This is a genomic window from Candidatus Tisiphia endosymbiont of Xenochironomus xenolabis (assembly GCF_964264705.1).
Taxonomy (GTDB): Bacteria; Pseudomonadota; Alphaproteobacteria; order Rickettsiales; family Rickettsiaceae; genus Tisiphia.
On sequence record NZ_OZ183473.1, the window covers coordinates 424,463 to 447,235 of the forward strand.

22 protein-coding genes are annotated in these 22,773 nt (G+C 32.7%); 12 read left to right on the forward strand and 10 right to left on the reverse strand.

Translation table 11 applies throughout. The features are described 5' to 3' along the window. Positions 1-63 precede the first annotated feature (63 nt). On the reverse strand, positions 64-867 hold the full coding sequence (locus ACFELY_RS02140; protein ID WP_375330213.1) for an RMD1 family protein: 804 nt from the start codon (positions 865-867) through the stop codon (positions 64-66). Positions 868-1,000: 133 nt separating this feature from the next. Between ACFELY_RS02140 and ACFELY_RS02145 the strand changes: the two genes are divergently transcribed. Beyond that, on the forward strand, positions 1,001-1,822 hold the full coding sequence (locus ACFELY_RS02145) for a YgfZ/GcvT domain-containing protein (protein WP_375333505.1): 822 nt from the start codon (positions 1,001-1,003) through the stop codon (positions 1,820-1,822). A 258-nt stretch (positions 1,823-2,080) separates the two neighbouring features. After that, complete coding sequence (locus tag ACFELY_RS02150) at positions 2,081-2,707, forward strand: chloramphenicol phosphotransferase CPT family protein (RefSeq protein ID WP_375333506.1); 627 nt, start codon at positions 2,081-2,083, stop codon at positions 2,705-2,707. Between the two features lie 313 nt (positions 2,708-3,020). On the opposite strand, the gene ACFELY_RS02155 is transcribed toward ACFELY_RS02150, so the two are convergent. Both ACFELY_RS02155 and pgeF read right to left on the reverse strand, forming a co-directional pair. Continuing rightward, entirely contained in the window at positions 3,021-4,352 is a 1,332-nt protein-coding gene (locus ACFELY_RS02155; RefSeq protein ID WP_375333507.1) for a hypothetical protein, read from the reverse strand. Positions 4,353-4,373: 21 nt separating this feature from the next. Next, on the reverse strand, positions 4,374-5,114 hold the full coding sequence (pgeF, locus tag ACFELY_RS02160) for a peptidoglycan editing factor PgeF (RefSeq protein ID WP_341759709.1): 741 nt from the start codon (positions 5,112-5,114) through the stop codon (positions 4,374-4,376). Here pgeF and ACFELY_RS02165 point away from each other — a divergent pair, their 5' ends adjacent. Further along, positions 5,115-5,993 (forward strand): glutamine synthetase, encoded by an 879-nt coding sequence (locus tag ACFELY_RS02165; protein WP_375333508.1) that lies wholly within the window; start codon positions 5,115-5,117, stop codon positions 5,991-5,993. Between the two features lie 157 nt (positions 5,994-6,150). Here ACFELY_RS02165 and grpE read toward each other — a convergent pair whose 3' ends face one another. Then, positions 6,151-6,732, reverse strand: coding sequence for a nucleotide exchange factor GrpE (gene grpE, locus ACFELY_RS02170; protein ID WP_375333509.1), 582 nt, complete (start codon positions 6,730-6,732; stop codon positions 6,151-6,153). A gap of 92 nt (positions 6,733-6,824) precedes the next feature. Between grpE and rph the strand changes: the two genes are divergently transcribed. Together rph and ACFELY_RS02180 are read left to right on the forward strand one after the other, a co-directional pair. Beyond that, complete coding sequence (rph, locus tag ACFELY_RS02175) at positions 6,825-7,550, forward strand: ribonuclease PH (protein ID WP_375333510.1); 726 nt, start codon at positions 6,825-6,827, stop codon at positions 7,548-7,550. 126 nt (positions 7,551-7,676) lie between these two features. After that, a complete protein-coding gene (locus tag ACFELY_RS02180; protein ID WP_375333511.1) occupies positions 7,677-8,090 on the forward strand; it encodes a helix-turn-helix domain-containing protein in 414 nt (137 codons plus the stop codon). 198 nt (positions 8,091-8,288) lie between these two features. On the opposite strand, the gene ACFELY_RS02185 is transcribed toward ACFELY_RS02180, so the two are convergent. From ACFELY_RS02185 to ACFELY_RS02195, 3 genes are all read right to left on the reverse strand, one after another. Then, positions 8,289-9,089 carry an SPOR domain-containing protein gene (locus tag ACFELY_RS02185; protein ID WP_375333512.1) on the reverse strand — a complete coding sequence of 267 codons (801 nt, stop codon included), beginning with the start codon at positions 9,087-9,089 and terminating at the stop codon, positions 8,289-8,291. Between the two features lie 118 nt (positions 9,090-9,207). After that, positions 9,208-10,941, reverse strand: a complete 1,734-nt coding sequence (gene argS, locus ACFELY_RS02190) for an arginine--tRNA ligase (protein ID WP_375333513.1) — start codon at positions 10,939-10,941, stop codon at positions 9,208-9,210. 3 nt (positions 10,942-10,944) lie between these two features. Further along, positions 10,945-12,096 (reverse strand): deoxyguanosinetriphosphate triphosphohydrolase, encoded by a 1,152-nt coding sequence (locus ACFELY_RS02195; RefSeq protein ID WP_341759701.1) that lies wholly within the window; start codon positions 12,094-12,096, stop codon positions 10,945-10,947. 441 nt (positions 12,097-12,537) lie between these two features. On the opposite strand from ACFELY_RS02195, the gene erpA reads away from it, so the two are divergent. From erpA to ACFELY_RS02225, 6 genes are all read left to right on the forward strand, one after another. Next, entirely contained in the window at positions 12,538-12,870 is a 333-nt protein-coding gene (erpA, locus tag ACFELY_RS02200; RefSeq protein WP_341759700.1) for an iron-sulfur cluster insertion protein ErpA, read from the forward strand. A 153-nt stretch (positions 12,871-13,023) separates the two neighbouring features. Continuing rightward, positions 13,024-13,227: a 50S ribosomal protein L35 gene (rpmI, locus tag ACFELY_RS02205; protein WP_094648668.1), complete on the forward strand. Its 204-nt coding sequence runs from the start codon at positions 13,024-13,026 to the stop codon at positions 13,225-13,227. A 27-nt stretch (positions 13,228-13,254) separates the two neighbouring features. Continuing rightward, on the forward strand, positions 13,255-13,611 hold the full coding sequence (gene rplT / locus ACFELY_RS02210) for a 50S ribosomal protein L20 (RefSeq protein ID WP_341759699.1): 357 nt from the start codon (positions 13,255-13,257) through the stop codon (positions 13,609-13,611). Between the two features lie 124 nt (positions 13,612-13,735). Further along, positions 13,736-14,380, forward strand: coding sequence for a hypothetical protein (locus ACFELY_RS02215; RefSeq protein WP_341759698.1), 645 nt, complete (start codon positions 13,736-13,738; stop codon positions 14,378-14,380). A gap of 39 nt (positions 14,381-14,419) precedes the next feature. Continuing rightward, on the forward strand, positions 14,420-14,953 hold the full coding sequence (locus tag ACFELY_RS02220) for a hypothetical protein (RefSeq protein WP_341759697.1): 534 nt from the start codon (positions 14,420-14,422) through the stop codon (positions 14,951-14,953). 195 nt (positions 14,954-15,148) lie between these two features. Then, positions 15,149-16,789: a glycosyltransferase family 8 protein gene (locus tag ACFELY_RS02225; protein WP_375333514.1), complete on the forward strand. Its 1,641-nt coding sequence runs from the start codon at positions 15,149-15,151 to the stop codon at positions 16,787-16,789. Positions 16,790-16,837: 48 nt separating this feature from the next. Here ACFELY_RS02225 and ACFELY_RS02230 read toward each other — a convergent pair whose 3' ends face one another. After that, on the reverse strand, positions 16,838-17,836 hold the full coding sequence (locus tag ACFELY_RS02230) for a serine/threonine dehydratase (RefSeq protein ID WP_375334107.1): 999 nt from the start codon (positions 17,834-17,836) through the stop codon (positions 16,838-16,840). A gap of 91 nt (positions 17,837-17,927) precedes the next feature. Between ACFELY_RS02230 and lon the strand changes: the two genes are divergently transcribed. Beyond that, entirely contained in the window at positions 17,928-20,267 is a 2,340-nt protein-coding gene (gene lon / locus ACFELY_RS02235; protein ID WP_375333515.1) for an endopeptidase La, read from the forward strand. A 497-nt stretch (positions 20,268-20,764) separates the two neighbouring features. Here lon and ACFELY_RS02240 read toward each other — a convergent pair whose 3' ends face one another. Together ACFELY_RS02240 and ACFELY_RS02245 are read right to left on the reverse strand one after the other, a co-directional pair. Continuing rightward, complete coding sequence (locus ACFELY_RS02240) at positions 20,765-21,559, reverse strand: cytochrome c1 (RefSeq protein ID WP_375333516.1); 795 nt, start codon at positions 21,557-21,559, stop codon at positions 20,765-20,767. Continuing rightward, positions 21,556-22,767 (reverse strand): cytochrome b, encoded by a 1,212-nt coding sequence (locus tag ACFELY_RS02245; RefSeq protein ID WP_341759693.1) that lies wholly within the window; start codon positions 22,765-22,767, stop codon positions 21,556-21,558. Before ACFELY_RS02245 ends, ACFELY_RS02240 begins: the two co-directional genes overlap by 4 nt. Between the last annotated feature and the right edge of the window lie 6 nt (positions 22,768-22,773).

Sequence of the window (22,773 nt, forward strand, 5' to 3'; positions counted from 1 at the left end):
AAGATGAATATTTTTATTTTTGTAGATAAGTTGCATCAGTTATTTTTTATTCTATCCAAAATCTCAAATCTTATCTATAAAATAGTCAATTATTTTGAAAAAGAGATTGTCATGAGCAAGGGATAGCACAACTTCTATAGTAATCAATATTATAATGATCCATTCAAGTCTAGTAGAGTGTTTACAGTTTAAGTCATTTGACAAAATATTGTAAAGTTCATGAATCATATTTAGTCGATTATTAAGAATATTCTGACGAATTTGAATATCTTGGAACTCTGCAGTCATTAAGTATAAAGGTTCGTAACTAGGACGACGCCAAAAGAATTCAGGAGTATCCAGTATATCGCTGTGTAAATTAATTGAGTATCGTTCGTTAAATAATATCCCAATTTGTTGAGATATTTCTTTTTTGGAAAGTGATACACTACCTGTACTGGCTAGTTCTTGTTGAATTGGGGTGGTTTTTACAATTAGATTACTTACCGATTTTTCTAGTACACTAAGCTTAACTGACTGAGCTAAAGCATGCGAGATAGATAATTTTATAAAAGTTGATTTATCGGCAAGAATGATTTGGTTTTTTTCTTCATCGATAAATGTTTTACCAGTAGCTTCATCATAATCAAAATAAATAAAGTCAGAAACTAGCTCGTCATTTTGATTAGTTTTAAGAGCTGCTATTTCTGCAAGGAGCATTTTTTCTTGGCTTTCTTCAGCTCCCCATATAGTAACGCAACCGAAAGGGAAAAAGAAAACATCGATAGGATTTAAATTTTCCCCTTGTTCTTTTTGAATATATAGTACATCATCGAAATATTTAGGTTCAAGACCGATTTTATTGAGGTTTATTACTAAATCGTTCATTTTGTATTCAGAAGTAGTACAGTAGGAAGTGCATCTCATATAATAAATAATTTATGGCAAACAATTGTTGCTTCATTATTCTATAGTAGTTATAAAAGCTACAAAGTCAATTAAAATGTAATAGTTGGTAGTTATGTATGAAATATTAACAAATAGATCAATAATTGAAGTTTCTGGTGATGATGCGATGAATTTTTTGCATAATTTGATCACTAATGATATAAAAAATAACGATTATTGTTATAGCTATGCTCTAACTAACCAAGGAAGATATTTGTTTGATTTTTTTGTATTGAAATTATCGGCAACGAGGTTTTTTATTGATATAAATATTAATCAGTCTGATTTATTTAAAAATCACTTAGTGCATTACAAGTTACGTGCTAAAATTGAAGTGAATGACTTAACTAACGCCTATCAGGTTATTTACTCAAATCAGCAATTGCCACTTAATAGCTACCAAGACCCTCGTTATAACCAACTTGGTTTTCGTTCAATTATTAATAAAGATGATTTTTTAACAACCACCAGAATAGAAGGCTTATATCAGCAGGATAAATATAATTTTGCCATAGTTGATGGCTATGATGATTTAATTGCTAATAGGTCTATTCCCATCGAATATGGGGCTGAGGAGTTAAATGCTATAAGTTACAGTAAGGGTTGTTATATTGGGCAGGAAGTTGTTTCCAGAACAAAATACCAAGGAGTTGTAAGAAAAAAAATATTTAAATTATCCATTAACATAGATTCCGGTAATGTTGGTAGTTTAGATATCGCGAAAGACGATGAAATTATCGCCAATAATATAAAAATTGGCGTAGTATGTTCAGCTTATCAGAACATGGCAATAGCTTTAATTAGGGTGGATGATTATTATTCATTAGCAGATACAGTTATTACTGTAAGAAACTTACCAGTTTCTTTGGCTGTTCCACCTTGGCGTTATAGCTAAGCCGATTGTTCATCAATTGACTATAACAGATCGGGCTGCTTGATAACGACTTATAGATACACGGGCTTTTAACTGTTCTAAAAACTCTTTATATTCTGTAGTGATAATATTTCTATCATGGTGCTTCTATTAATTTATTGATATCCTAACTTATTGCTATAGCTAATTTTATTGTATTCCTCTAATCATTTATAAAAATTTGCTCTAGACAAATTGGGAGAGTTATAGTAGCAATAAAAAATATCAGGAAGGTACAAGATGAGTAAGATTATATTTTTAAATGGATGTGGTTCTGCCGGTAAAACATCTATCGCAAGATCAATACAACATTTAAGTAAGGATTCTTGGCTTACTTTTGGTGTAGATAGTTTTATCAATATGATGCCATGCTCATATAATGATAAAGTATCTACTGAATATTTTACCTTTGTGTCAGGAACAAATGATCGGGGGGCAACTATGCGGGTTGAGAGTGGAGAAAAAGGTGAGCAACTTTTTGGTGTAATGCCAGATTTTGCCAATCTGCTTGCAAGCCGAGGAAATAATATTATTATTGATGAAGTATTATTTGATGACTCCGGTCTCAAATCTTACATAAAAACCTTGAGTAGCTATATTGTCTATTTTGTTGGAGTTTTCTGTGATCTTTCAGTGATGCAGGAGCGAGAAATTCTACGCTGTGATCGTGCGATAGGTTTATCGAATGATCAAATAGACAGAGTTCACACAAGTAGCTTGCGTGAATATGATTTAACAGTTGATACTACCTCAAAAACAGCCTTTGCAAATGCCAAACAAATACTGGAATTTGTCGATAACAATCCTGCTCCTCAAGGTTTTATTACTATGCGTAAAATGGTATATAGCACAACTATCGAAAATTAGAAAAGGATACGGGTTTTATCTCATATAATCTCGATAAGCTAAATTTACTCATAATCAAACTAGTACTACAGTTGTAGTTTAGATGTGAGCATTCACGATTTTTTTTGTGATGAATAAAAAAACCTGATCACCAAGCGTCATTGCGAGGAGACCGTAAGGTCAACGAAGCAATCCATTTCTAGTCACTTTCCTGGATTGCTTCGTCGGTCTGGCAACCTCCTCGCAATGACATCTTATACTTTAACCTTTTTTCCGTGAACACTCACATTCAATCTGCAACTGTAGTACTAGGAGGCTGCTTGCGATAACTCTTTCAAATTGTCCTAGCCCCCTCTTTTTTATTATGTGGAGGTGGTGATATTGATATTTTAGATGACATATGTGATTTTGCTGCCTGTCCTACAATTTTTGCTTTATCATGCAATTGTTCAAGTGCCGCTATCTTGCTTTTATCGTAAGAATATCCGTGCCATTTATTTTTTAAATACTGACAAATTTTTTTAACAAAATTTTTCCTTGGAACTATCACACCCGATGAAGTAGCTCGCTCTTTTACTAAATCTTTAGAAAATTTATTCATTGTATATTTGTCTGGCTGATCAATAAACTTACTTAACTGCCTAGCAGTTTCTCTAGCAATATCGTTAATTGACTCTGCACTTAATTTATCTGTTTTTTTATCTTTTTGAGCTTCTATTGCTTGGTCAATTTGTTTTACTAGCAAATCAGCTAAAGCCTCTTTAACACCATCTAGTTTTTTTAATGTTGTTATTGCTTTAGCCTCATCTTGTTCAGAATGTAAAATTTCTGAAACTCTTTCTGTTACAGCTTCTTTATATTGTTCAGCATTAAGAGGAGCAGTTACTAATTGCTTTGATAAAGTACCATTAGTCTCAATAATTGATGTTGGATTTTTGGTAGGACATTTTGTTTCTATTGTTTTTAGGTCATTGATAATTTTACTAGCAACATCTCCAGTGCCAGCTACATCAATTACTACCTGCTCTGTTGGAACAGTGGCTCCTAATTTTCCTAGTGTAGCTGTAATATTTATTGCCATAAAATCTTGGCTATTAAATTTTGTACCTACCATATCTCTAAGGTCTGAACATGGCAAAGCTTCCACACTACAATCAAACATGATTATCTGTCCTCCGACATATGATACATTATTATCTTTATCTATAATAATTTTGGACATATCGCCATTTCTTGCCCACTCGTTCTCTATAACATTCATACCATCCATATAGTAGCAATTATTGTATGTTTTTGCTTTCAACTCGGTAAATCCAGCCAGACCTCCAGCTATACCACCTTGATAATTTGCTGCTAAAATATATTCTGTTTGTTGTGTTGACAATTTATAATCATTGGTTAATGCCTTATGCATGTCTTGATAGGTTACTTTATACTCATCATCTTTACCTACCTTACACTGAGCTACTAGGTCTACTAGCCCCCCATTTGGAGTCTCAATATAAAAGACCGCTTTTCGTTCTATATCCTTATTAAATCTACGTTGTACTTCAATCTCATCTTTATAATCTTTGTCATATTTAGGATCAAAGCATTCTGCTATAAATTGTAAATTTTTATCCGAACTTTGTATAGCATCATCAGATGTAAAACTATGTGATTTCATAATATCTCCTTAAATACATTTTTAGTTTTTAATTACAATAGTAGATAATATGGTGGTGTTATATAATTCTCCAGTGTGGCAGCAACGTCGGTAACTTATATATCTCTCAGGTCTACTATAGGTATCCTCTACTATAATGGTCATGTCTTTAATACCAGCTTTTTCTAATTGAAAATCTACATAATCTGGTAAATCAAACATATAATGTCCTTTTTTCGAAGATCTAATGAAAAATCTTGAATAATTAGGCTGCTGATTTATAAAATTATCATAATATTCCTGATCAACCTCATAAGAATATTGTTGAATAGTAGGACCAATAAGAGCTTTAATATTTGTTGCTCCTTTCTTTTGCATTAATTCTACCACATTATTAATGACACCAGCTTTAGCCCCAAGCCAACCACAATGAGCAGCCCCTATAACCGTGCCATCCTTACTACTAAACAAAACGGGAGCACAATCAGCTGTCTGTATTGCTAGTACTAGATTTTTTTTGGTAGTAACAACCCCGTCAGCTTCCGGATCAATGTCATTATCAGTAATTAAATCAGCATCAACAACTTGGGTGCCATGCACTTGCTGCAAAATAACAATATCTTCTGCACCATAATGTTTAACTACTGCTAGCCTATTATTTTCAACTGTTTCTAAGTGATTAGGCACAGCAAACTTATTTTTTTTACTATAAACATGACTAGATTGCTTGAAGCTTTTATCAAAAATTTTATAATAAACTTTATTTTTTATAAATTCATCCACATGTCAACCCCACAAAAATTCATATATAAATTATCAGATCATTTGCAAAAAAGCAATGCATTGCAAAAAATCATCAATAAATTTCAAACAGATTACTCGTTAATACCTTGCATTGGAGTGGAAATAGAATTTTATTTAAGTAAAAATATTGATCCACTCGAATTACAAACTCTGCTTGGCATAACAGTTAAGAAAGAAAAAGGCGATAATCAATTTGAGATAGATTTACCACCTTCTACTAACATAATTGAGTATATAGGAAAAATTAGTAGCACTAAGTCTAAAATACAAATTATTGCAAAAAATTTGCAGGGCAAGGTAAATTTTTCTGCCAAACCATTTCTGAGTGATTATGGTAGTAGTATGCATTTTCATGTAAATTTTGTAGACTCTTCAACGTTATTGCAAGAAGATACTTTAGTAGCGACAAAGCAAACTTCCTCAAGCATCGTTGCGAGACCACGTAGTGGTCGTGACAATCCATATTCATTAGATATAATAGGGCAGAGCATCTGTCATTATATGCTCGATAGTTTTTTGGTATTTATGCCGAATGAAAATGATTATCTTCGTTTAGATGAAAATTTTATGGCACCAACTAATGTGTCTTTTGGTAATAACAATAGAACTGTTGCTGTACGTATTCCTGACTCGTTTCCTAGAAGACTAGAACATCGAATAGCAAGCCCACTAACCGATCCTTATTTGGCAATTTTCACTATTTTAAATTCTATATTATTAGGTCTAGAATTTCCTGACAAAATTAATAATATCAGCAAAATATATGGTAATGCTTTTGATCAACAATATAATTTAGTGCCATTACCAAAATCATTAGCAGAAGCATTAGAATTATTTAATTTACAGTTTTTTTTATAAATAGAGAGAATATAACGAATTAGGGTTAAAATTGCTTTGTCTATTAGCCATACCACGTAGTGGTCAAGATAATCCACTGCTCTTATGGGTTACTCATCGTGCTTCGCTACTTCCTAGCTAATAGACGTAAAAACTATCTAGAACCTTAACGTGTTAGCTATATTCTCTTCGATACTTGCACTGTAGCAGGTCTAAGTAACCTATCTTTTATCTTATACCCTGATTGCATAACTGCTATGACGCTATCTTGATCATATTCATCTGATAGTATTTGTGAAATTGCATGATGTATATTGTAATCAAACTTTTCCCCTAATAATGGTTCTATTGACTCTAAACCATGTTTTTGTAGTATGCTAGTCAACTCACCTTTAGTCATCTCTACTCCAGTAATAATATTAGCTATATCCCCTTCCATATTTTGTGGCTTATGCTCCAAAGCTCTAGAAAGATTATCATTAACACTGAGCAAATCTTTAGCAAAAGAAAAAATTGCATAGTCTCTTGCCTCTTCAATTGATTTTTCTAGACGTTTCCTAGTATTATCAGATTCGGCTATTGTCCTTAGCAACTTATCCTGCAAAATCTCAATTTGGTTTTTTAAACTAGCAATCTCTTGCAAGCTATCTTGTAACATTATGGTGTCATCGGAAAGCTGGTTTTCTACTTCATTTATTAGTTTCTCATCAGTGTCAGCACCAATTTCCTGATTATTATTGTTTTCTTGTTGTTTTTCCATATTTACAGCCTTTTTTCTTGCAAAAATCTACTTTCTTAACATATAGTGTAAATCTTTGTATTTTCAAGTCAATTTTAACTAAGTAATAACCTATGAGAGCTTTTGATAGAAAAAATAATCAATTACGTAACATTTCAATTGAACCTTCAGTTCTGCTTAATGCTGATGGTTCGTGTCTTGTTAAGTTTGGCAATACCCATGTAATATGTAGTGCAACCTATGAAACAAATGTCCCGCCATTTCTACGAGGGCAAAATCAAGGTTGGATAAGTGCTGAATATGGTATGTTACCACGTTCAACTCACCAGCGTATGAAGCGTGAGTCAACGCAAGGAAAGCAGTCAGGTAGGACTCAGGAGATTCAAAGGCTAATTGGCAGATCGATGCGTACGGCAATTAATCTAAAAGCCTTGGGGGAAAAACAAATCATCCTTGATTGTGATGTAATTAATGCTGATGGCGGAACTAGAACAGCAGCAATTACTGGTAGCTATATTGCACTTCATTTAGCAATTAGAGCATTAATTGCTAGGAAGGCTATTAAAACTAACCCTTTAATTAGACAAGTAGCAGCCATTTCATGTGGTATATATAAAGGGCAACCAATAGTTGATCTTGATTATCTAGAAGATAGTAATGCTGAGGTAGATGCCAATTTTGTTTTTGCCGACAATGGAAATATAATAGAAATTCAAAGTACAGCTGAAAAAACCCCCTTTTCTGAAGAACAATTTTATGCTATGCTACAATTGGCAAGAAGTGCAACCTCTGATCTATTCAAGTTGCAAAATCAAATATTATTAAGTGGTAAGAATTAATATTTTACCTTTTAAGGTTCAAAAACTAGTCTGACTATAAAAACAATTAATTATTAGTTGTTTACTTTTTAATAAATATACCTTTAATATTTAAAAATATTAATTTTTATAGACAAAGCTTTATTTATGGTAAACTTACAAATCAAACTTAACTCATTAATGATTCAAAAAAATATCAATGCGGTAGAGATAGAGAAGAAAACTGGAATAAGTAGAAATACTGTTTATAGTATTTTATACGGTAGTTCAAAAAACCCTAGTGCTACTAATTTACAATTAATTGCTAAGGCATTAGATGTTAATTTGGAAGCTCTTGTTGTTGATAACGAAGTAAACCTTGAGGTGATGACTGTTGATCAGATGAAAATCTTTAGCAAATCCACTAGTGTAACTATTAATATGTTAACTGAGAAAAATTTAAACTTTTCATTTGCCAATCTTACAGCTCTAATAAAAGAAGTATATGAATATTCTCTAAAAAAGCAGTCTGTTGATAATACATTTATAAATTGGATGATTGATAAATATCACAAGCCTTAATATATCTAACCCGAATAAGTTCTAGAGTCCCAAACGTCATTGCGAGGAAGCGTAAGCAGACGAAGCAATCCAGAAAAGTAATTAGAAATGGATTGCCACACCACCTACGATAGCTTGTAATGACGCCTTTTCAACTACTATTTTCTTAAGTTGACTCCTATGTACAATGACGTTGGTGAACACTCACAATTTGACACATCAATGGTTGGTAATTATACAAGCTTGATGATTGTCAGAAAGTTTCTTACATATAGCTTTAGCTTGGTTTATATTTTGGTAGTTACCTACTAAGACTAAATAGAAAAAACTCCCTTTATCAGATTGTATCTTTTTGATATTTATCACCGTATTATTATTAAGGATTTTCGCATATTTTTTTTTGATTCTCTCCCCTTCTTGGTTGGCTTCTGATTCAGATTTTACCGAAGCTATCTGGATTTTATACCCCCCTTGATTTGACTTATTTAATAACTGCGTATCATCGATCTTACGATGCGATTCAGTAACTTTTATTATATTTAGACCTGCCTTATTTGAATTAGGCTGTTGTTCTATTAAACTCTCTGTTTGTACCGGTTCGTTTTTTATTATATTAGGTAAAATTACTTCCGTCCCATCTTCATTTTTACTTAGTTTGAGTTTCTTATGCTTAACCTGATCAGTTTCTATTATATCAAATAAGATTGTATCTATAGAGTCAATATCTTCATCACCTTGTACTGATTTTTGTTTAGTAATATTTAATGGCTTTTCCGGTTCAGGTTGCAACGTTATAGGCTTACTAATCTTTTTTTGTTGTAAATTCTCATAAATTATATTATTGGCATTTGGTATTACTATCCCCCCGCTATCTTGTGGCTTAACTTTTGTCGGCGATTGATCATGGTAAATCGTCACTACCTGACCACCACTATCTTGATTATAATTAGTATACACTAAATATGTAATAGCACTAAGTATTGAGAGAAAAATAATAATTAGAAAAATACGATTAACCATATTTTTTATAAATAACTTTTTTGTGTCATCCCTGCTTCGGTGCAGGATAATTGCTTTGTCGCTCTAAAGTAGCTCTTCTGTATATTGACTGTAATGCTAATTAGGTTAGCTATAATAGTTACATTTTATTCATAGGCGTTACCCCTATAACATCAAAACCAACTTTTATAATCTTTTGAATAGATTTTGCTAAAGCAAGGCGAGCAACAGTTAGCTCTATATTATCTTCAATTAAAAACCGATAATCATTATTCTCTTTGCCAAAATTCCATAAAGCATGAAATTTTGAAGCTAAATTAATCAAATAAAAAGCTATTCTGTGAGGTTCAAAATATTTTGCTGAAGTCTCTAAGATTTTTGACCATAAAGCAAGCAGTTTAATTATTTCTATTTCTTCTTCAGTAGAAAGTAAAGACAAATCATACTCTTTTTCTAAGAATTTATTATATGTTTCTGGCATAGATTCTTTAGCTTTTTCCAATATAGACATAGTTCTAACATAAGCATATTGTACGTAAAACACTGGATTATCTTTTGATTGTTCTTTTACTTTTGCTAGGTCAAAGTCAAGAGTAACATCATTTTTACGAGTTAGCATTATAAATCTTATTATGTCTTTACCTACCTCATTTGTTACATCTTGCACGCTAGTAAAATTACCGCTACGTTTTGACATTTTTACAGCGATACCATTGTCAACAAAATTTACTAATTGACAAATTTTAACATCAACTTTAACTTTTTCTCTACCAAGAGCCTTAACTATTGCCTCAATTCTTTTTACGTAACCACAATGATCTGCCCCTAGAACATAAACTAGATGATCAAATCCACGATCTATTTTATCCTTAGCATAAGCTAAATCAGAGGCAAAATATGACCAACTACCATCAGATTTCTCTATTGGTCTATCTTGATTATCGCCAAAAGCAGTAGATTTAAACAATTTTTGAGTTCTTGAATCCCAAGGTTCATCTGCATTGCCTTTAGGTGGGGGTAACTGCCCTTCATATATTAGCCCCATTGCGTTCAGCAACTGAACAACTTCCTCAATCTTGCCACTATCATGCAGTGATTTTTCTGAAAAAAATACCTCGTGTTCAATATCTAGCTCCTTTAAATCATGCTTAATTATCACTAACATTTCTTCTATTGCAAACCTCTTAACGAGTTCATGACGTTCGCTATCCGGCACTGTTAATAATTTATCTCCAAATCTTTCTACCAATTTTTGCCCAATATCTGCCAAATATTCTCCAGGATAAAGCCCTGCTGGTATCACGATATCTTCTTTTGTTAATGCTTGCTTATAGCGTAACATAACTGAGTTAGCTAAGTCATCCACTTGGGAGCCGGCATCATTAAGGTAATATTCTTTGGTAACAATATAGCCGGTACTATCTAGAACCTTGGCTAAAGCATCGCCATACACAGCTCCTCTAGCATGACCAATATGCATAGGACCAGTTGGATTTGCAGAGACGTATTCAATATTGACTTTTTGATTATTACCAAAATTAACCTTAAAAAACTCCTCTTTATCTAGTAATATGTCATTAATAGAGTTATGCCACATATCGGCTTTAATAGTAAAGTTAATAAATCCTGGACCGGCAACTTCTATAGAGGCAATATATGGTAGAGGCGTTAATATCTCCTTAAATTTAATAGCTAGTTCCTTAGGGTTGATATTTTGTTTTGCTGCAATAATCATAGCTATATTGCTTGAAAGATCCCCATTGAACTTATCTTTAGGAATTTCAACATCTGCCAATTGTAACACATCATCATTATCGCATATTTTTCTGCCTGCACTAATGATATCGTTACGTAATTTATTAAATATATTCATAAATTAAATATTATTAGAATTGAAGGAATAAATATCTTGATGCTCTTGAATAGCAAACCGGTCAGTCATGCCGGCTATATAATCTGCTATTATACCAGCTTTAGATTTTGTATTCCCTGGTATAATTAATTCTTTCCAACTAAATGGTAGTAAATCAATATTATCCATATATATCTTAAATAAATCTTGTACGATTCTTTGACACTTTAAAAGCATCGAGGTCAATTTATTATGCTTATATACTTTATCATACAAGAATTGTTTAATTTTTACTATACGCTCTTTTGCTTCATCAGTAAAATCAACAAGCTGATAATCAAGATGGCGTATATCATCGGTTGTAATTATTTTCTGTTTCTGTAGATTATTATTTGTTTGTAGTAGTAAATCATCAATTAAATCGCTGATTAATTTACGTACTACTTCATATATAAGCTGAGTTGTTGTTATATTCTCAAATTGAGACTTAATTTCAAAAGCATATTGATCAATAAATTTAATTTCCGTTAGATGATTAAAGTCAATAATCTTAGCACCAACACTATCTTCTAAATCATGGGAAATATAACTAATATCATCAGCTAACGAAGCAATTTGGGCTTCAGCTGAGGAGTAATGAGTTAAGTCAAGGTTATGTTGTGAATCATACTCTACTATATATTCAGGTATATTATTTATTAAAGGGCCATTATGTTTGACAATTCCTTCTAGCACTTCCCATGTCAAATTTAATCCATCATAAGCTGCATATCTTTTCTCTACTTTAGTAAGAATCTTTAATGAATGAGCATTATGGGAGAATCCACCATAGTCTTGCATACACTTATTTAGAGCTACCTCTCCTGCATGACCGAAAGGAGTATGTCCAAGATCATGGGCAAGACCTATAGTTTCTGCCAAATCACTTGACAAGTTAAGAGTTTTAGCAATAGAACGGGCAACCGTAGAAACTTCAATTGAGTGAGTAAGACGATTTCGATAATGATCGCCTTCATGATTAATGAAAACCTGGGTTTTATATTGCAAACGCCTGAAAGCCTTTGAATGAATTATACGATCATGATCTCGTTCAAATTCATTTCTGTAAGCTGTAGGATATTCGTTAAACAATCTTCCCCTACTATTGCTGGGGTCTACTGCATATGAAGCAAGCATATATTAACTCCTAATATTATGTTCTAGATAACCTCTCTGTCATTGCGAGGAGCTACTTTAGTAGCAACGAAGCAATCCAAAAAGCAACAAGAGATTGCTTCGTCGCCTTCGGCTCCTCGCAATGACGTTTTTACCCTGTCATTCCCGCTTCGGTGCGGAATCTAATATCCCTGCTTTCGTAGGGATGACAGAAGACAGGATCGCTTTGTCGTGCGATGCTACTTCTTGCTAATATTAATGGCATAATGTTAACCGGATTAGCTATATAGTCAATTGATGAGAAGTTGGTGACGTCGTCACTCGTCGTTCCTAGTCCCCAATTCTCCTGAATTGACTATAGTATAGAATCACCTACTAAGCTTTTCAAGGTTTTTAAATGAAGCTGTTGCAAAATTAGCTTTTTAGGATTATTTTAAGGGTCTTTAATAATATAATCATGTCATGTCAATAGAAATTACCGATAATGCTTTTAAAAGAGTGGGCGAGTTAATCAAATTGGAAGATAATCCCAATTTAGTTCTTAGAATAATTGTTGATGGTGGGGGATGTTCTGGGTTTGTTTATAATTACGCCCTCGTGCCAAGTAATGACATAACAAAAGATGATTATGTTATAGAAAAAGATAATACCAAAGTGGTTATCGATGCAATATCACAGCCATTTATGGCTGATTGTATAATAGATTTTATCGAAGAGTTAGGCAGTTCCTATTTTGAAATTAGGAATCCCAATGCAAAAACTAAGTGTGGGTGTGGCAACTCTTTCTCTGTGTGATAATTAGGCTGTGAACACTCATAGCTAGTGTTGTATAAAAAATTAACTTGCAATAACTCATTAAAAACATTATACTAGATTTGTAGCAATATGGCTTTGGTATGCCTAATTTTTGCTATACAGTCTTAAAATACCAAATATAAGGAATTAATAATGCCTAAGTTAAAAACAAAATCAGCTGTAAAAAAACGCTTTAAGCTTACCGCTACTGGTAAAGTTTGTGCTACTCAAGCTGGTAAAAAACACTTCATGAGACGTCGGACAAAAGCTCAACTTCGTAACCTTAGAGGAACAACGATTCTCTGTACTCAAGATGCAAAGAATTTAAAAAAATTCTTCCTTCCATATGGAATTTAACAATTTAACTAAGGAAATAGGTGAGATATGTCACGCGTAAAATCAGGAAAAATTTCAAAAAATCGCCATAAAAAAATTCTCAAACTTGCTAAAGGTTATAGAGGGCGGTCTAATAATTGCTTTAAGGTAGCAATTGAGAAAGTTGAAAAAGCTCTACAATATGCTTATAGGGATCGTAGAAATCGTAAACGTGATTTTAGAGGGCTTTGGATACAAAGAATTAATGCAGCAGTGCGTGAGCATGATTTAGTATATTCCCAATTTATGGGTGGGCTTAAAAAAGCTGCAATAGATATTGATCGTAAGGTGCTAGCTGAATTGGCAGTTAACAACCCGCAAGGTTTTGCAGATATAGTGGCTCAAGCTAAGGCTCAGTTGCAATAATATATTTTTTGTTGCTTATGTCATCCTACTTAGGTGATGCACACAAAATTAGTGAGTATTAGCGATTTTTAAAATCTCTCTAATTTTTTGCTATAATTAAATAATTATTTTAAAAAATCATATTATGAAAAGATTAGTTCTAATACTCCTCATTTTTCCTTTATTATTTAGCGGGTGTTCTTCTACCGTGAACCAAAAACAACTGGATGCAGTTGAGCGTGGTGAAATGGCTCTTATAGTAAGTAGTTGTATGGCATCAACCCCTCCGGTTGGGTTGATAATTAAAGATTATGATCCTGAGCCTTGTCAGACTGGTTGGAGTATAACTGAAGGACGAGGTATAATTGGACGATCGGATATAGAACACCCAACTGAAATGATGGAATCATCAAAATTTCAGCAAATATGCATCCATGCTGTCCTACCTGGCAAATATTTCCTTACATATTTTACGGCATATAAGAGTGATTCATGGGCAGGGTATATAAACACATATACTGCCGATAATATTCACAATATTGCTACATTCGATGCTCAAGGTGGAGATGTGCTGTACATTGGTGATATGGATTTTAATCTCAGAAGTTCTGCTATAATTGCGAAAGCAATTTCGGTACATAATAATACAGACGTAGCAAAAAAAGCTTTAGAGAAACGCTATCCTAAGTTTTCAGATAAATTACGTACACAATTGATTCAGCTATCACCGTATGTTGCTGAAGTTAAGAACTCGGATAATGTTATTAATACAGAATTTGTTAAGAAGTAATTGAATTAAGTTTAAATTTGATAACCAAGGAACGATGTGATGAAGCAATCTATATTCATGTTATATATTTTGATTATGTTGCTGACTGGGTGTGCAAGCATTTCGACAAAGCAATTGATATCTATTGCAGAAAATAAACAGGCTGTGGTATTAGGTTCATGTTATCTGGCACGAAGTTTTACCCTATGCGATGCTACGTGGCGTAACGAGCAAAATCAAACTCAAGTTACTTTTGGTATTAAAAGTCAAGTTCAAGTTCTTGAACCGGGTACATACTCTCTCAGCGGATTTATTTCTGATAAAGGTTGGTTTCCTACAGTCGTTCGTTCTATTGCAAATCTTCGTAACATAGCAAGTTTTTCTATTAAAGGAGGCGATGTCTTATATATTGGTAATTTAGAATTTGATATAAGCAAATCTTTCTCAATTCATCACGCAATAAACGTAATTGATAATAAAAATAGTGCAGAGCAATACCTATCTAAATATCAACCAAAATTATTACCTAGGTTACAGACAAGATTAATACAGTTATCACCAGAAGTTCTTGCGATTAAAAAGAGTGTGGAATAACGTCGTGTTGGCTATGTTTAAATAAAAAATTTTTTATGATAATATCTTTTTTATGAAAGTTAGAAATGAATTAATACAATAGTTATACTTTCATTTGTTTAAAATTTTAGAATGAGAAGTGCATGTTGCATTTAGGGGGAGTTTTGTCATCAAAATATCTTAGGTTGTTGTGAGCATTATGCACATTAAAGAAAAATGTTTACAAAACCTAAGGCGTTGAGAAAGATAATGAAGATAAGGATACAAAAATATAAATATGCATTAGCTCTTCTAATAATATCATTATGTATATTAGGAGGTTATTCTTATGACAAAAGAAAAATAAAAATAAAAAAACTTTCAAATGACTTAGTGTCACTGCAAAATAATGATAATATTCAAAATGGGAAAATATCAGTTGCCGAAAGAGTAAATGATTATACTTACTCTCGTATTTACTCAAATTTAAGAAAAAATCGTTTTGAATTTGATATGGTGGTTAATGATCTAAACAATAATTTTTTAACTGATGAAAGAAAAGACTACATTGAAAAGGTTTGTCTTTTCCAAATTGAAGAAGCGGTAGATAGGATATCAATTGCCAAAGGTTACGATTGTTTATCACGTTTACAACTTTTAAAAAAGGAAAAAGCTGAATTATATAGGGGCATAAAAAATAGCAGCTATTCTTTAGATTTATTATATAAATCAGAATATGCCCTTAATTTAGCTCATATTATTATTAAAGATCATAAAGAACAGATTTTTTCTTTTATTAAAGACTTAAAAGAAGAAGATTTACTAAAATATTTTAGTGGTTACATGCAAGATGAAGTAGCTTTTCTTAATAAGCTGATAGCATTAAATATTCCTGAATTATCAGCTAAAGCTTTTTATAGGCTTAGCATGATTAATATATTAGGTCGATCTTCTGTTTTAGAGAAAGCGAACATAGACCTTAAGACAGCCGTTGCTAACTATCAACGAGCCTTGAATTTAAGCGGAATAGAGGCTAATAATGTTACTAATATTGCTCTTGTTATAAATGATAAGTATGCAGTACATGCTGCAACTACCATTGCATCAGCTTTGTTAAATTCAGACTTAGATAGCTTCTATGATTTTTATTTTATTATGGATCAGGAAGACCCTATATCTATAGAATCGCAAAAAAAACTGTCATCTATGCAGGATATAAGGCCTTACAAAATAAATTTTATAAATGTTGATAATAATTTACTGCCGATAGAATTAATAAAAAGTAAATTTAAAAATTGTGACTGGCCTCTTTTAATAAGCTATAGACCATTTTTTAGTAAAATTTTGCCGAATTTAACCTTGGTATTATCGCTGGATGCTGATTTAATAGTCTTAAGAGATTTAAGCTATTTTAAAACTATTGATATGACGGATTATTTTGTGGCAGGTAGCTATGATGCCGGTAATCCTGGTCATAACGAACTTGGGTGTAATCATGCTTTACCGTATTTTTATATAAATGCCGGTGTTATGTGGTTTAATTTAGAAAATATGAGAAATAATAAAGCAGAAGATTGTTTAATAAATTCATTAAACAATACTGTATGTTCTCTTTCAATGTTTGAACAAGATATAATAAATGTAGCTTTTAACGATAGAATTAACCATATTTCACATAAATGGAATCATACACCTAGTTATAGATCAAGCACAACCAATACAAATTATTATACAAAATTTATTTTACATTATTCAGGAACAAAACCTTGGGCTGGGGGTGTGGAAAAAGCACAGATAGAAAAATTAGACGATATTTACAAAGAATATTGGCTTTATAGAGGATTAACGCCTTGGGGGACGCCATACTCCCCTAAATAGTTTTTCTGTAGAGTGTATATACTCAAATGATTTGAGTACAATAAGTAATTATAATAGCCTAGGCAAATTAGCAAGATATTCTCCCTTCCAAAGCTCCTGATAAATAATAGGATCAATGTTCCCACCTGATATAAGTACTAAAACTTTCTTAGGTTTTGACTGTTTCTTTAACCAATTTACTACTCCAACCATATTTAAAGCACATGATGGTTCACAGGCAATTCGTAGCAAATGAACCAACCAAGCGGTCCAATAATATATAGAATGTTCATCAGCAAGAAAGAAATCATCAAGTTTATTTAGATAATTAAATGTACGTGGTGAAACTGCTAAAGTACGTAAACCATCTGCTACAGTACTTGGTGAATCAGTAAACCTATATATCGAACCTTGCTTAATCGATAAGAAAGCATCGTTGGCATTAAGCGGCTCTGAACCTATCAGCAAGCTGGATGGAGATAGTAATTCTTTCGCTAAATATGATCCAGAAAGCAACCCCCCACCTCCACAAGAAGCAAAAATGGCATCTGGGCTAAATCCTAATTGTTGCAATGCTTCATAACACATCGTACCAGCCCCAGCTATACTAGAATCACTATCGGAAGGATGCAAATAGTAAAAACCATTTTCTATGTCACTCTTTGCTTTATCTTCTGCCATTTGTCTAGTTTTAGTTAGTATAACCTCTGCTCCATAATATTTTGCTGTTTGTTGTTTAATTGGAGAGGTATTTTCTGGTAAATAAATTCTTGCATTAAGGTTAAGGGTTTTTGCTACCCAAGCAAGACCAATTCCATGATTACCTGTACTATATGCAACAACTTTATTTGGTAAACAATTTTGTTCTTGCAACTCTAATAAGTGGTTTAATACCCCTCTAACCTTGAATGCTCCGGTTTTTTGTAACGAGTCTATTTTAAAGAAAATTTTATGACCAAGCATTTTATCTAAAATTTCAGATTGAACTATTGGGGTCAAATGAAGATATTGTTTTACCCTATTGCTTGCTATTGATATGATATTGGAAGATTGAGGCGATGAAGGCATATATAAAACTAAATGTAGCTTGAAATCACAGTAAGACGGTATTATATAGCTACCATCCTCTTTAGTATATAAATTTCTTAAGGTTTTTAATATGACAAATAAAGAAAAATTACCCTTACTCGCATTAAAAGACATGGTGATATTTCCAGGTATGATCGCTCCTGTATTTGTCGGTAGGTCAAAGTCTCTAAAAGCTTTGTTTAATACTAAAATTATAGATAATAATAGATATATATTATTAGTATTACAAAAACAACAAGATCAAGATACTCCGGATATTCAAGATCTTCATTCTACAGGAGTAATTGCTAAAATTATACAAACAGTAAGGTTACAGAATAATGCCAAAATTCTAGTTGAAGCAATCGATAAGGTTACCCTACATAACATCACTAATAAAGAGATATTTGAAGCTGAATATAGCATACTACATGATGAAGAGGTAATTGATGTAGAATCTTTAAAAGTTTCCACAGCAAATGTTATTGAGTTATTTACAAAATATACTAAGACTCATAAAAAAATTAATCCAGAAATAATAGAAACGATAACTGGTGAAATAGCAAAAAATCCAACAGATTTTAGTTATGTCACTAATGTACTAGCTTCTTATTTGACTGTACCATTAATAATAAAACAAACTTTGTTAGAGGAGACCAAACCTCAATCACGAATTAAAACTATAATAGATACATTAACATCTAGTATGGCTCAAATAGATGCAGAGCAAGCTTTACAATTGCGAGTAAAAAAACAAATTGAGAAAACTCAGCGTGATTATTACTTGCACGAACAAATGAAAGCTATACAAAAAGAACTCGAACATGATAAATCTGATTTCTCTGATATAGAAAAAAAGATTAAAACCTTAAAACTTTCAAAAGAAGCAAAAGAAAAAGCTGAAGCAGAACTGAAAAAGCTAAAGCTTATGAATCAAATGTCAGGTGAATCATCAGTTGTTCGTAATTACCTTGATACATTATTAGCCATGCCATGGGGGAAATTTGATAATAATAAAACTGATATAAATAAAACTAGAGAAATTTTGGATCGTGATCACTTTGGTCTTGAGAAAGTCAAAGAGCGTGTTATTGAATATTTAGCAGTGTTACAACGTTCTAAAAAAATTAAAGGACCTATATTATGCTTAATCGGTCCACCAGGAGTTGGAAAAACCTCATTGGTCAAATCCATTGCTGAAGCGATGGGTAGGAAATATACTAAATTTGCTCTTGGCGGTATTAGAGATGAATCGGAGATTAGGGGACATCGAAAAACATATCTTGGTTCTATGCCAGGAAAAATTATAAATTTAATAAAAAAAGTTAAAACTAATAACCCCGTTATGTTATTAGATGAAATTGATAAAATGGGTTCTGATTTTCGAGGTGATCCGGCTTCTGCATTACTTGAAGTCTTAGACCCTGAACAAAACAGTCATTTCGTTGATCATTATTTAGAAGTAGAATATGATTTATCAGAGGTAATGTTTATTGCAACAGCTAATTCTTATAATCTGCCCAGAGCTCTAATTGATCGTATGGAGATCATTAACATTTCTGGTTATGTTGAAGAAGAAAAATTACAAATTGCCAAAAACTACTTAATACCAAAGCAATTGAAAATGCATGAAATGAAGAAAAATGAACTCACTATTGATGATGGAGCAATTTTAGAATTAATCAGATATTATACCAAAGAATCAGGAGTAAGATCGCTTGAGAGAGAAATTGGCTCTGTTACAAGAAAAGTATTGCAAAGAATTTTGAGTAACAAAAAAATAAAAAACATATCAATATCATCTGCTAATCTTGAAGAATATTTAGGAGTTAGGAAATATAATTTTGGTCTAGCTGAAAAAGAAGATCAAATAGGTAGTACTACGGGACTTGCTTATACAGAAGTTGGCGGAGAATTACTTACCATTGAAGCCTTGTCATTTCATGGCAAAGGAGACATTAAAACTACTGGTAAACTTGGGGATGTAATGAAAGAATCTGCTCAAGCAGCCTATAGCTGTTTTCGTTCTAGAGCTAGTAGTTTTGGATTAAAATACGAAGATTATAAAGATCTTGATATCCATTTACACGTACCGGCTGGAGCGATTCAAAAAGATGGTCCATCTGCTGGATGTGCAATATTTACCACTATTGTTTCACTTATGACCAAAATACCGGTAAACAGAACTGTAGCAATGACTGGAGAAATCACCCTAAGGGGGACAGTATTACCAATTGGGGGACTAAAAGAAAAATTATTAGCTGCCAGCCGAGGTGGTATACAAACGGTGATAATACCTCAAGATAACGTTAAAGACTTAGAAGATATTCCACCGAATATAAAAAAGAGTTTAGAAATTTTATCAGTATCAACTGTAGATGAAGTGCTAAAATTAGCTTTGGTCAATAATAATTTTACAGTTACTAACTAGTACTACAGTTGTAGATTGAATGTGAGTGTTCACGGAAAAAAGGTTAAAGTATAAGATGTCATTGCGAGGAGGTTGCCAGACCGACGAAGCAATCCAGGAAAGTGATTAGAAATGGATTGCTTCGTTGACCTTACGGTCTCCTCGCAATGACGCTTGGTGATCAGGTTTTTTTATTCATCACAAAAAAATCGTGAATGCTCACATCTAAACTACAACTGTAGTACTAGGCTCTGTGAACAAAATTTTAATTGTCTAGATTTTGACTCTTTTTAGTTGCAAATTATAAGATTTTTTTGAAATAGGTACACTATTCCTGCAAAAATCTTATTAATTTTCGCTTAAAAACACTTAAAATCTAGACAATTAAAATTTTGTTCATAGAACCTAAAAATCGATCTGATGCCAGTGGAAACTTTTGCCATATATTACAGTAGTGGAGAGATATTATCATAAGAAAATAGCAAAAAAACTGTGAACGCTTACCTTTTTTTATAGTTTTATCCATTTTTTTCATGAGGGTTCCTAACATCTTGCCAAATTCTATTTTTAGAAATATAAAAGAAAATTGTAAAAATTACTAAAAATATCATTACCTTCAAACCCATAGATTTACGGTTTTCCATTTCAGGTTCAGCAGCCCATTGTAAAAATACGGTAACATCCATAGCCATTTGTTCTACCGATGAATTTGTTCCGTCTATATATTGTACTTGTCCATCTGTTAGTGGAGCTGGCATGGCAATTTGACTATGCGGAAAGTATGGATTGTAACTTAATCCTGGCATTAATTTAAAATTCTCAGGAGGATTAGTATAACCAGTAAGTATAGAATATACATAATTTGCCCCATCAGGTCTTGCTTTAATGATCAATGATAAATCAGGTGGGTCTGCCCCGTTATTGGCTGCTCTTGCTGCTTGTTCGTTAGGATAGGGGCGAACAAATGGATCAGATGGTAGAGCTGGTCTTTCAAACATTTCTCCTGCATCATTGGGTCCATCTTGCACCGTATAATTTTTGGCTATTTCTTTAATTTCTTCATCTGAAAATCCTATATCTTTAAGATTACGATAATATAAATTATAAAGACCATGACACACACTACATACTTCTTTATAGACTTGAAAGCCACGTTGGGCAGCTTTTCTATCAACGCTAGCAAAAATTCCATCAAATGACCAAGCAATCTTTTTTGTAGGTAATGCTTCGTTGGCAGTGATAGTATTGGATACTAACAAAATTAACAAACACAGGTAAAATTTGATATAAGAGGTAATTTTATTATCTTTCATATAGAATCCGGTAATGGCAAAGTTTTCTCATACTTGCTAATTAGTGGTACTGCAACGAAAAAATGAAAGAAATAGTAAGTAGCAGCAAATCTACTTAAGGTAATATAAGGGTCTTCGGCTGGTTTTCCTCCAAGATATCCAAGTACCAAACAATCAGCTATGAACAGCCAAAAAGCTATACGGAACATTGGTCGATAATTGGCACTTCTAACTTTTGAGCTGTCAAGCCAAGGTAAAATAAATAATAACAAAATACTAGAAAACATTAATATTACCCCACCTAGCTTTGACGGTACTGCCCGTAAAATAGCATAAAATGGCAAAAAATACCATTCTGGAACTATATGAGTTGGAGTAACCAAAGGATTAGCTGGTACGTAATTGTCAGGATGTCCTAAATAATTTGGTTTGAAAAAGACAAAAAAAGCAAATATTAGAAAATAAACACCAAATCCAACAAAATCTTTTACAGTATAATATGGATGGAAAGGAATAGTATCTTTAGGGGATTTAACATCGATACCCTTGGGGTTATTTGAACCATGAACATGTAGGGCTACTAAATGAAGTAAGACTAAAGCTACTATAATAAAAGGCAATAAATAATGTAAAGCAAAGAATCTGTTAAGTGTAGGGTTATCAACTGAAAAACCTCCCCAAAGCCAGGTAACTATCGATTTGCCAATGACAGGTATAGCTGAAAATAAATTGGTGATTACAGTTGCTCCCCAGTAGCTCATTTGTCCCCAAGGCAGCACATATCCCATAAAGGCAGTAGCCATCATGATAAGAAAAATTATTATGCCTATATGCCATAATAACTCTCTAGGTTTTTTGTACGAGCCATAATATAACCCTCTACAGATATGTAGATAAACGACAACAAAAAACATTGATGCCCCAACTGAGTGTATATAACGTATTAGCCAGCCATAATTGACGTTACGCATAATTTTTTCAACACTCTCGAAGGCGTAATCGACGTGAGGGGTATAATGCATAGCCAAAATAATGCCAGTGATTATCTGAATTACTAAGGCAATACCAGCTATTGACCCTAAGTTCCATAGGTAACTCAAATTTTTGGGTGTTCGGTATTCGCCTAGATGTTTAAAGAACGAGAAAATAGGAAGTCGGTAGTCGATCCATTCTATGATCGGATTGGATTTGTTTGGATTGGATTCTTCAGGATAATTACTTTCATTCATAAATAA